The organism is Mesorhizobium sp. WSM4906, from assembly GCF_029674625.1.
GTDB lineage: Bacteria > Pseudomonadota > Alphaproteobacteria > Rhizobiales > Rhizobiaceae > Mesorhizobium.
Genome location: NZ_CP121355.1, coordinates 5,626,154 through 5,637,297, shown reverse-complemented (window position 1 = coordinate 5,637,297; position 11,144 = coordinate 5,626,154). Strand labels below are relative to the sequence as shown.

Here is an 11,144-nt window from a genome sequence, read left to right as displayed (position 1 = left end):
TGCCGCGATCAACCGATCGTGTGGCTCTGGCCCATACCTTCGGCTGGAAAACGGTTCACTGTTGAACAATATTGAATTCTCATGCCGCGACAGGACGTGCTAGGCTGCGCGGCAAATGGAGGCTGCCATGACCGCATGCATCGTCGGCTGGGCGCATTCGCGCTTCGGCAAGCTCGAAGGCGAAACGCTGGAGGGCCTCATCACCAAGGTCGCCGTGGACGCGCTCGACCATGCCGGCATCGGCCCGGACGATGTCGACGAGATCGTGCTTGGCCATTTCAACGCCGGCTTCTCGCCGCAGGATTTCACCGCGAGCCTCGTTCTGCAGGCTGACGATCGGCTGCGCTTCAAGCCGGCGACGCGCGTCGAGAACGCTTGCGCCACCGGTTCCGCTGCCGTCAGGCAGGGCATCCGCGCCATCGACGCCAATGCCGCCCGCATCGTGTTGGTGGTTGGCGCCGAGCAGATGACGACCACGCCAGGCCCGGAGATTGGCAAGAACCTGCTCAAGGCCTCTTATCTCCCCGAGGATGGCGACACGCCCGCCGGCTTCGCCGGCGTCTTCGGTAAGATCGCCCAGGCCTATTTCCAACGCTACGGCGACCAGTCGGACGCGCTCGCCATGATCGCCGCCAAGAACCACAAGAACGGCGTCGGCAATCCCTATGCGCAGATGCGCAAGGATTTCGGCTTCGAATTCTGCCGCCAGGAAAGCGAGAAGAACCCGTTCGTCGCTGGCCCTTTGAAGCGTACCGACTGTTCGCTGGTCTCGGACGGCGCGGCGGCGCTGGTGCTCACCGACACAGCGACGGCGCTGAGGATGCGCCGCGCCGTGACCTTCCGCGCCAACGAGCATGTCCAGGATTTCCTGCCGATGTCGAAGCGCGACATCCTTGCCTTCGAAGGCTGCGAGCGGGCGTGGGAGCAGGCGCTGAAGAAGGCCGGCGTCACCCTCGACGACCTCTCCTTCGTCGAGACGCATGACTGCTTCACCATCGCCGAGCTCATCGAATACGAAGCGATGGGCCTGGCCAAGCCCGGCGAGGGCGCGAAGCTCGCGATGGAAGGGGTGACGGCCAAGGACGGTCGCCTGCCGGTCAATCCGTCCGGCGGGCTGAAGGCCAAGGGCCATCCGATCGGCGCCACCGGCGTTTCGATGCATGTACTGACAGCCATGCAGCTCACCGGCGAGGCCGGCGGCATCCAGGTGCCGGGTGCCAAGCTTGGCGGCATCTTCAACATGGGCGGCGCGGCGGTCGCCAATTACGTTTCCATCCTCGACCGGATCAGGTAGAAGCGGCCCGCATTGAAGCGGCGCCCACTGGGCGCGCGTGCGGGAGGCAACATGGCAAATCCGGTTCTGGTCGAGGTTCTGCGCGGCGCGGTGGTCGAAAGCGCCCATCGTGGCGCCGTCTCCGTTTTCGATGCCGACGGCAAGCCCGTCTGGGAGATCGGCGACACGACCCGACCGGTGTTCCCGCGCTCGGCGGTGAAGGCGATCCAGGCGCTGCCGCTGGTCGAATCGGGTGCTGCCGACGCCTATGGCTTCGGCGACCGCGAGCTGGCACTCGCTTGCGCCTCGCATTCGGGCGAACCGGCGCATGTCGAACTGGCGCAAGCGATGCTTGCGAAGGCCGGCCTCGACAGGACCGCGCTCGAATGCGGCGCGCACTGGCCGTCGAGCCACGGCGCCACGATCGCGCTCGCCCGCGCTGGCGGCGTGCCGAACCCTTTGCACAACAACTGCTCCGGCAAGCATTCCGGCTTCCTCTGCACCTGCGTCCACGCCGGCATCGCCCATGGCGGTTACGTCAAAGCCGGCCACGCGCTCCAGGAGATGGTGCGCGACGCGATGCAATCCGTCACCGGCGCCACGCATGATGTCGACCATTGCGCCACCGACGGCTGCTCTATTCCCACCTATGCCGTGCCGTTGAGGAGCTTCGCGCTCGGCTTTGCCCGCATGGCGACGGGCCGGGGCTTCGCGCCCGAACGCGCCAAGGCGGCGAAGCGACTGCTGTCGGCCTGCATGGCCGAGCCTTTCCTGGTCGCCGGCACCGGCAAGGCGGACGTCGCGCTGATGCAGGCCGCCCCCGGCCGCATTTTCGTCAAGACCGGCGCCGAAGCCGTCTACTGCGCTGCCGTTCCCGAACTTGGGCTCGGCATTGCGTTGAAATGCGACGACGGCGCCGGCCGCGCCTCTGAAGTGATGATCGCGGCGGTGCTGGCAAAACTGCTGCGCAGCGACGAAGCGCTCGCGGCAAGGCTCAACGAACTCGCCCGTCCACCGGTCGAAAGCCGGATCGGCGCCAAGGTCGGCTTGCTGCGGCCGACTGCGGCGCTGATTTAATGCGGCCTCTCGAAGCCGGATGCCGCGCTTTTAAAAAGATCGAGGACTTCGGTAAGAAGGGCTAGCGCCGAAAGCATCAATCCTGCCAGGGTTTGGGCGCATTCATCAGCCGGGCAAATCCCTCGCCGCTCGCTGGCCGATCGAGGGTATCGAGATAGTGCTGATAGTTATCGGCATCGACCTTGACGAACGTATGGTCGAGCAGCGCATCTTCCGCCGCACGGTAAGCGGCGTCGATCATGAAGTCGGAACGGGTCTTCCCGCGGATCTTTGCGGCGCGATCGATCAGGACGAGGATATCGTCGCGGATACGCAGATTGACGGGCTTGGCGTGGGCGTCCTGATCCTTGGTGGCCATGGCAATGGCTCCTCCCTCACCAACATATCCGACACAATGTGCATCTGAACGCGGCATAGCGCTTCGTCAAGTGGCCTGTGAAGGCGCTTTAGCTCACCTTATTCCGCTCGACAGTGAGATGCGCGTAGCCGCTCTCGCTTGACTTGGCGAGATCGCCGGTCACCGGATCGGCCCAGCGCTGGCCAACAATCGCGCCGTTCTGCGCGCCATCGATGACGTTGTCCGAGATGACGGCGCTGCCGGAGCCCTCGACGACGCTGACGGCGATGCCCGTACCCACCTTGCGGATGACGTTTCCCGTCGCCACCACATTGCGCAGATAGGGCCCCCAGCCGAGCTGCATCCCGTAGAGCGGCGCGTTCTCGACCACGTTGCCGGAGACCGTGGTATCGGCCTCGGCGCTGATACCGACGCCGAAGCCCGGTGGGTCGGCGGTGTAGGGGCCGACTGTCGTCAGGTTGCGCACGATGTTGTTCGAGCACACGGCCATGCGACCGCCTTCGTTGAAGTTGACGATCGATATGCCGTTTGCGGCGCCGTCGACCAGATTGTTGCTGAGGACCGCGCCCTCGAAGGAGAATTCCGAATAGATCCCGGTCTCGCCCGAGCGTGAGCAGGTGTTGCCGGTGATCTGCAGATTGCTTGAGCTGTTGGCGCGGATCGCCGAGAAGGCGCAATCCGAGACGATGTTGCCCGAGATGATGACATTGCCGGCGCGGAAGGCGTTGATGCCGTTGCCGTTCTGGCCGGTGCCGCCGCTCCGCGCGCCGATGCGCTGCACCCGGTTGCCGCTGACGATTGTGCCGTCTTCCGCCTGTTGCCAGCGATGCACGAGTATGCCGCCATTGGCGCAGTCTGAGACCGTGTTGCCCGAAATCTCCAGCCCGCCGGCCTCGACCGAATAGATGCCGGCGTCGGCCGCGCCGGAAATATCGGAGCGGCCGACGCGGCCGACGACATGCTCCAGCGCCAGTCCGTTCTTGCCGCTGCCGGTGACCTGGCAATTGTCGATGGCGAGATGGGCGATGCGGCGCAGATCGAGCAGTCCCTGCGTATAGTCGGCGAGCCAGCGATTGCTGCCATCGAGCACCAGTCCGCTGAGTTCGATATGCTCGGCCTGCTCGGCCATCATCAGATGGCCGTTGCCGCCGTAGACGATGCGGGTTGCGCCGGGCACGCCCGACAGCCGCACGCGCGCCGGCAGCTTCAGGTTGGAGACGAGATAGGTGCCGGGCGGCAGGAACACCGGCGCGTCGCGTTCGCTCGCGTCGGCGAGCATCTTGGTAAAGGTTTTGCTCTGGTCGTCCAGCGCGCCCGGCTGCACGCCGATCTCGATGGCGTTGATCGAGCCGCGCATCGCGGTCGTCTCGATGCCGGGCAGCATCTTCGCCGATGCCTTGCCGGAAAAGAGCCCGGCAACGGCGAGGCCGGCGGTCTGGGCAAGCAGCGTTCGTCTGTTCAACATCGGCACAGGTCCTGGCGTTTCGCCCGGTTCATCGCAGGAATCGTGCCAAGGCAGGTCCGCAGGCAAATCGCTTGTGCAGCAGCCTCACCAAGCCTAAGTTCATTGAATGAGCAGAGCTTTCACACGCGAAGAAGACAGCGAAAATGCCATCGCCGGCGTCGGCGAACGTCCGATCAGCCCTCATCGCAATCTGGTGACGGAGCGCGGTCTGGCGATAATCGAGGAGAACCTGGCCGAGTTGCGCGACCTGATGGCCAAGGCCGAAAGGCGTGGCGACCGCGAGCGCCTCGCTGTCGTGTCGCGCGACCTGCGCTACTGGACCGCCCGGCGCGAAAGCGCCGAGCTTTCCGTGCCGGAGCCGGGCAGCGACGTTGTCCGCTTCGGCATGGGCGTCACGCTGGAAAACGATGACGGCAAAAAGGTGCATTGGCGCATCGTCGGCGAGGACGAGGCCAACCCGTCGAAAGGCACTATCTCCCATGTCTCGCCGATGGCCATGGCTCTCTTCGGCAAGAAGGTCGGCGAGGTCGTCGCCGTCAACGGCAAGGAATGGGAGATCGTCAAGCTCTCGGACAAGGCCGAGAACTAGCTCGCTAGCACAGAAATTTTGACCCCGTCGGCTTTGCTTGCGTTGGCGGGTCGCATGCTTCGGAGATCGGCCGAAAACGCCCATCCCGTCGTCATCCTTGGGCGGAGCGGGGAGCGAAGCGTACCGCGTAGACCCAAGGATCCATGCCGTGACTTCGAAGTGTTGCGGCGGTGCAGAGTTCTGCTCGGCTGCACCCCTCGAGCAAAGGTCACGGCAGGATCCCAGGGTCTCCGCGACGCCGCTTCGCGGCTGCTCCGCCCTGGGATGACGAAGTTGCGAGGCTTAACTAACCCCAAGCGCTTGCGCTGGCTTTACGGAAACGGACGTGAAATCTTGCCGCCGCCAGACCTGCAACTTTGCAAAATACATCGGCCGAAAACGAGACGGCGATGTCTACTTTGCCAACTTCCCTAGCGCGACATCATACTTGTCCATGACATCGCGAGCAGCGCTCATCTCCTGTTCGAAGCTGCCACTCACTGGCCTTAGAACGAAGCCGTCCTCAGTTTCGATGATCTGGAGCTGATCGCCAACTTGAAGGTTCAAGCTGTCGAGCATTTCGCGTGGTAGCAGTAAGACTCCTGATCCGTCTTCAAGCGCATGGATGATCGTCTTAAACATTATCGCGCCCTGGTTGTGTAAAAGTTATAGAACAACCTTTCAGTCAATTGAGCAAGCCTTCACCGATTGGCCAGCAGCCGATCCATCAGCCGATCTGCAGCCTGCGGGATCACGGTGCCAGGCGGGAAGATCTCCGCGGCACCCGCCTTCAGCACCGCGTCATAGTCCTGCGGCGGGATGACACCGCCGGCGACGATCAGCATGTCGCCATGGCCGAGCTTCCTCAGCGCGTCCTTGAGCTCGGGGATCAGTGTCAGATGTCCGGCCGCAAGCGAGGAGGCGCCGATGATGTCGACGTCGTGTTGCACCGCCAGCTTTGCGATCTCGTCCGGCGTCTGGAACATCGGCCCGACGGTGACGTCGAAGCCGAGATCGGCAAAGGCGGAGGCTATCACCTTCTGGCCGCGATCGTGGCCATCCTGGCCCATCTTGGCGACCAGGATGCGCGGCTTGGCGCCGGTCTTCTTCTCGAACGCCTCGATCTTCTCCTTGAGCCGGTCGACCGCCGGATTGTCGCCGAGCGCCTCGCGATAGACGCCCGAGATGGTCTGGACGGTAGCCGCATGGCGGCCGAATACCTTCTCCAGCGCAAGCGAGATCTCGCCGACGGTGGCGTTGGCGCGCGCCGCGCGGATCGCGAATTCGAGCAGGTTCTCGCCACTCTCGGCGGCGCGGGTGAGGGCAGCCAGCGCGTTTTCCAGTGCCGCGACGTCGCGCGTGCCTTTCAGCCGCTGCAGCTTCGCCAATTGCCGGGCCTTCACCTCGGCATTGTCGATCTTCAGCACGTCGACCTCGATATCGGCTTCCGGGCGATGCGCATTGACGCCGACCAGCAGCTGCTCGCCGGAATCGATGCGCGCCTGCGTGCGCGCCGCCGCTTCCTCGATGCGCAGCTTCGGAGTGCCTTTCTCGATCGCCGCCGCCATGCCGCCGAGGTTTTCGACCTCCTCGATATGGGCGAGTGCGCGGGCCGCCAGATCATGCGTCAGCCGCTCGACATAGGCCGAGCCGCCCCATGGATCGATCATGCGCGTGGTGCCGGATTCCTTTTGCAGGATGAGCTGCGTGTTGCGGGCGATCCGCGCCGAATGGTCGGTCGGCAGCGCCATCGCCTCGTCGAAGGAATTGGTGTGCAGCGACTGCGTATGCCCCTGCGTCGCCGCCATCGCCTCGATCATCGTGCGCGTGATGTTGTTGTACGGGTCCTGTGCCGTCAGCGACCAGCCTGAGGTCTGGCAATGGGTGCGCAGCGACAGCGAACGCTCGTCCTTCGGCGAAAAGTTCTTCTTCATCAGGCTCGACCAGAGCAGCCGCGCGGCGCGCAGCTTGGCGACCTCCATGAAGAAGTTCATGCCGATCGCCCAGAAGAAGGAGAGGCGCGGCGCGAAGTGGTCGATGTCGAGCCCGGCGGCGACGCCGGCGCGGGCATATTCGATGCCGTCCGCAATCGTGTAGGCGAGCTCTAGATCGGCCGTCGCTCCCGCTTCCTGCATGTGGTAGCCGGAGATCGAGATCGAATTGAACTTCGGCATATGCCGCGACGTATAGGCGAAGATGTCCGACACGATCCGCATCGAGGGCTTCGGCGGATAGATGTAGGTGTTGCGGACCATGAACTCCTTCAGAATGTCGTTCTGAATGGTTCCGGCGAGATCCTTTTGCGCGACGCCCTGTTCCTCTGCCGCAACGATGTAGAGCGCCATGATCGGCAGCACGGCGCCGTTCATCGTCATCGACACCGTCATCTCGTTGAGCGGGATGCCGTCGAAGAGCTGGCGCATGTCGAGGATGGAATCGATCGCCACGCCCGCCATGCCGACATCGCCGGCGACGCGCGGATGGTCGCTGTCATAGCCGCGGTGGGTAGCGAGGTCGAAGGCGACCGAAAGCCCCTTCTGGCCGGCGGCAAGATTGCGCCGGTAGAAGGCGTTGGATTCTTCGGCCGTCGAGAAGCCGGCATATTGCCGGATCGTCCAGGGCTGCTGGACATACATGGTCGGGTAGGGGCCGCGCACGAAGGGCGACAGGCCGGGATAGGTGTCGAGGTTGGCGAGGCCCTGGAGGTCGCCCTGCGTATAGAGATGCTTGACCGCGATGCCTTCCGGGGTCATCCGCTGGCCTTTGAGCTCCACCGGCGCGCGGCGCGGCGCCGACCAGGCGACCTGGCTGAAATCCGGGATCATGATCCGGCTCCGATCGATTGATCGATACGCACCGGAAACAGCGGCTCGCACACGGCGACACCCTCCGTCAGCGCCGGGCGGCGTTCGGCCGGTAACGTCTCGACCGGACGCTCGCTGCCGACGCGGAACAAGGTGGTGCCGATGATGCCGCGTTCACCGGCCCGATAGGCGGCATTGCGCTTGGCGGCGGCCGTCTGCACGCGGTTCTGGATATAGCCCTGCTGCAGACTGTTGAGCACGCCGCCCTCGGCCTCGATGCGCTGGAATTCCTGCCAGGCCGCCGCGCAAAGCTCGTCGGTCAGCGCCTCGACCGCGCCGGAGCCGCTGGCCGGATCGGCGACATGATGGAGATGGCTTTCATGCGCCATGATCAGCTGTGCATTGCGGGCAACCCGTCGCGCGAATCCGGCCGGCAGCCCATGCGCGATGGTGTGCGGCAGGATGGAGATGGAATCGGCGCCGCCGGTCGCCGCGGCGAAGGCGGCGATCGCGGTGCGCAGGATGTTGGTTTCCGGGTCGGCAACCGTCATCATGCGGTAGGAGGTCTCGGCGTGGACGTTTGCCGTCGAGGCCGGGATCGAGCAGGCCTCCTGGATGCGCGCCCAGAGCTTGCGCAACGCCCGCACCTTGGCCATCGACAGGAATTGGTCCTGGTCGACACTGAGGGCAAAGCCGATATAGGGCGCGGCATAAACCAGCGGCTGGCGCGCCTTCTCGAACATCCTGAGATAGGACACGGCGGAAGCCATCATCGTGCCGAGTTCCTGCGCCTCGGTGGCGCCGGCATTGTGGAAGACCCGGCCGTCGGCTTCGAGCAGCGCGCCCGGCACACCCATCGAGAAGAAATGCGCCAGCGACTGCGGCATCGATTCCTGCAGCGCCTCGATCGAGGTGCGCAGCCGCCCGGTGCCGGCGAAGATCGCCGCCGGGTCGATGCCGAAGGAAAGGTTGAGCTTTGTCGGATCGGATCGGCGCCGGGTCAGGAAGGCGAGCAGCCAATCGGCCACGGCGCGGCTCCACGGATGCGCATCGATGCGCACCTGCATGCGGTTGAGCGGCACGCCGTCGAGCACCTTTTCCAGCGCTTCCGCGGTTCTGGGCAGGCCATAGCCGAAGGCATTCGGCGCGCCCTCGAAAACCAGCGAAAGGCCGGTGGCGCCCTGCGCGATGTCCTCCAGCGCCTGGGCGCTGGCGCGGACGATGTCCGGATCGTCGACGCGCTGGCTGACGATCCAGGGCAACGTCGGGTTGATGCGCACCATCGGCTCGGCGCTGGCCGAGCGTTCGCTGAGCGGCTCGATGCGGATGCCGTCATCGGTATGCGAAACGAGCTTCTCCTCGAAGGAACTGCCGGCAAGCGCCTTTTCCGCCAGCGCCAGCCAGCGCTTGGCGTCCGGGTTCGGAAGGTCGACATCCCTGGTCAAGGCGCCGGCGCCCATCGCACTCCTCGTCTCTTGCCGCATCAGCCACCAGTCTAAAGCATGTCTCCCGAAAGTGGGAACCGGTTTCGGGATAAAAGACATGCGTAAAATCAAAAACCTAAAGCGCACGAGCGAATCTGAAAGATCGCGACGCGCTTTAAGGTCCTCGGCCGGATATCACAATGCGACATCCGTCGCGGTTGCCCCGGCAGCCGCTAACCGATTGCCAAACATGCTCAAAATCCGCAAGCTTCAAAAGATCGAATTCCGCCGACGGCACCGTTTCAATGATTGGCATTGTCGCACGGCCACAGCGTTACTATACCTCCGATGAGGCCGGGCGTTTTTTTGACGGAACAGATTGCGGAGACCGACATATGGCTGACGACACCAGCATCTTCATCGGCGCCAGCCGCAAGCCCGACGATTCCTATCAGCGTGCCGAGGAGCTGCTGCTGCGCTACGGCAACCGCCACGGGCTGATCACCGGTGCCACCGGCACCGGCAAGACGGTCAGCCTGCAGGTCCTGGCCGAGGGTTTTTCCAACGCCGGCGTGCCGGTCTTTTGCGCCGACATCAAGGGCGATCTGTCCGGCATCGCCATGATGGGCGAGGCCAAGGATTTCCTGGTCAAGCGTGCCGGAGAGGTGAAGCTCGATCCGTACCAGTTCCAGGAATTCCCTGTCATCTTCTGGGACCTGTTCGGCGAGCAGGGCCATCCGATCCGCGCCACCATCTCGGAAATGGGGCCGCTGCTCATGTCGCGGCTGATGAACCTCACGGAAGCGCAGGAAGGCGTCATGAACATCGCCTTCCGCATCGCCGACGAGGAGGGCCTGCTGCTGCTCGACCTCAAGGACCTGCAGTCCCTGCTTGCCAACATCGCCGAGCGCGCCGACGAGCTCAGCGCCCGCTACGGCAATGTCACGAAACCGTCCGTCGGCGCCATCCAGCGCACGCTCCTGGTCCTGGAAAGCCAAGGCGCCGCGAACTTCTTCGGCGAGCCGGCGCTGCGCATCGCCGATCTCATGCGCACCACCCGCGACGGCCGCGGCGCGGTCAGCGTTCTGGCCGCCGACAGGCTGATGATGAACCCCAGGCTCTACGCCACCTTCCTGCTCTGGCTGATGTCGGAGCTGTTCGAGGAATTGCCGGAAGTCGGTGACCTCGATCGGCCGAAGCTGGTCTTCTTCTTCGACGAGGCGCATCTGTTGTTCGAGGATGCGCCGAAGGTGCTGGTCGACCGCGTCGAGCAGGTGGTGCGGCTGATCCGCTCCAAGGGCGTCGGCGTCTATTTCGTCACCCAGAACCCGCTGGATATCCCGGAAAAGGTTCTGGCCCAGCTCGGCAACCGCGTCCAGCACGCGCTGCGCGCCTATACGCCGCGCGAGCAGCAGGCGGTGCGGACGGCGGCCGATACCTTCCGGCCCAACCCCGATTTCGACTGCGCCACCGCCATCACCCAGCTCGCCACCGGCGAGGCGCTGGTCTCGATGCTGGAAGACAAGGGCGTCCCTGCCATGGTCCAGCGCACGCTGATCCGGCCGCCGTCCTCGCGGCTCGGACCGATCGCGCCCGACGAGCGCCGCAAGATCATCGCCGAGAGCCCGGTCGCCGGCCAGTACGACCAGGTGGTCGATCGCGAATCGGCCTTCGAGATACTGCAGAAGAAGACCAGGGAGGCGCAGGACGCCGAGGCGCAGGCGCAGCAGCAGAACAGCGGCGGCTCGCGCTGGACCATTCCAGGCTTCGACGACGTTTTGGGAACAAGCGGCCGGCGGTCCTCCAACCGCCAGACGGTGGCCGAAGCCGCCATCAAGTCGGTGGTGCGTTCGGTAGGCTCCTCCGTCGGCCGCGCCATCGTGCGCGGCATCCTGGGCAGCCTGGCCAGGGGGCGGTAGCGAGGGCGGTGACCGACCGTTACCATAACTCGCCGGATCAGACCGTCGCCAACCGCAGGACCTTTTTACTTCCGCTGCCTGAGCCGAATGCAGTGCGGTGCGAATCACATCCGCAAAGCCTCCGATGTCGGGCGGGGACCCGCTCGCCGTGAATCTGTCACGGGACCGCACCGTGTCGGAAGCTGTCCTCGTTACCTAACGACGATCAAATCTTACCCCGCGACAACCAGATCACATCGCCAGTATTTAAAGTTTT

General features: G+C 64.5%; 9 protein-coding genes. 4 read left to right on the top strand and 5 right to left on the bottom strand.

The genetic code is table 11. The features are described 5' to 3' along the window. Window positions 1-127 precede the first annotated feature (127 nt). Both QAZ22_RS27400 and QAZ22_RS27395 read left to right on the top strand, forming a co-directional pair. Entirely contained in the window at window positions 128-1,294 is a 1,167-nt protein-coding gene (locus tag QAZ22_RS27400; protein ID WP_278203915.1) for an acetyl-CoA acetyltransferase, read from the top strand. Between the two features lie 51 nt (window positions 1,295-1,345). Next, window positions 1,346-2,350 (top strand): asparaginase, encoded by a 1,005-nt coding sequence (locus QAZ22_RS27395; RefSeq protein WP_278203914.1) that lies wholly within the window; start codon window positions 1,346-1,348, stop codon window positions 2,348-2,350. A 76-nt stretch (window positions 2,351-2,426) separates the two neighbouring features. On the opposite strand, the gene QAZ22_RS27390 is transcribed toward QAZ22_RS27395, so the two are convergent. After that, on the bottom strand, window positions 2,427-2,708 hold the full coding sequence (locus QAZ22_RS27390; RefSeq protein ID WP_278203913.1) for a DUF1778 domain-containing protein: 282 nt from the start codon (window positions 2,706-2,708) through the stop codon (window positions 2,427-2,429). Between the two features lie 88 nt (window positions 2,709-2,796). Further along, window positions 2,797-4,173 carry a TIGR03808 family TAT-translocated repetitive protein gene (locus QAZ22_RS27385; RefSeq protein ID WP_278203912.1) on the bottom strand — a complete coding sequence of 459 codons (1,377 nt, stop codon included), beginning with the start codon at window positions 4,171-4,173 and terminating at the stop codon, window positions 2,797-2,799. A gap of 106 nt (window positions 4,174-4,279) precedes the next feature. Here QAZ22_RS27385 and greA point away from each other — a divergent pair, with 106 nt between their 5' ends. Next, complete coding sequence (greA, locus tag QAZ22_RS27380) at window positions 4,280-4,762, top strand: transcription elongation factor GreA (RefSeq protein WP_278203911.1); 483 nt, start codon at window positions 4,280-4,282, stop codon at window positions 4,760-4,762. 393 nt (window positions 4,763-5,155) lie between these two features. Here the strand turns inward: greA and QAZ22_RS27375 are convergent, their stop codons facing one another. Genes QAZ22_RS27375 through QAZ22_RS27365 form a run of 3 tightly spaced genes read right to left on the bottom strand, consistent with a single transcriptional unit; the run spans window position 5,156 to window position 9,005 of the window. Next, window positions 5,156-5,383 (bottom strand): AbrB/MazE/SpoVT family DNA-binding domain-containing protein, encoded by a 228-nt coding sequence (locus QAZ22_RS27375; protein WP_278203910.1) that lies wholly within the window; start codon window positions 5,381-5,383, stop codon window positions 5,156-5,158. A gap of 59 nt (window positions 5,384-5,442) precedes the next feature. Beyond that, window positions 5,443-7,566, bottom strand: coding sequence for a methylmalonyl-CoA mutase (scpA, locus tag QAZ22_RS27370; RefSeq protein ID WP_278203909.1), 2,124 nt, complete (start codon window positions 7,564-7,566; stop codon window positions 5,443-5,445). Continuing rightward, window positions 7,563-9,005: a methylmalonyl-CoA mutase family protein gene (locus tag QAZ22_RS27365; protein WP_278203908.1), complete on the bottom strand. Its 1,443-nt coding sequence runs from the start codon at window positions 9,003-9,005 to the stop codon at window positions 7,563-7,565. Before QAZ22_RS27365 ends, scpA begins: the two co-directional genes overlap by 4 nt. A 359-nt stretch (window positions 9,006-9,364) precedes the next feature. Here QAZ22_RS27365 and QAZ22_RS27360 point away from each other — a divergent pair, with 359 nt between their 5' ends. Beyond that, window positions 9,365-10,888 carry a helicase HerA-like C-terminal domain-containing protein gene (locus QAZ22_RS27360; protein ID WP_278203907.1) on the top strand — a complete coding sequence of 508 codons (1,524 nt, stop codon included), beginning with the start codon at window positions 9,365-9,367 and terminating at the stop codon, window positions 10,886-10,888. The last annotated feature ends 256 nt before the right edge of the window (window positions 10,889-11,144 follow it).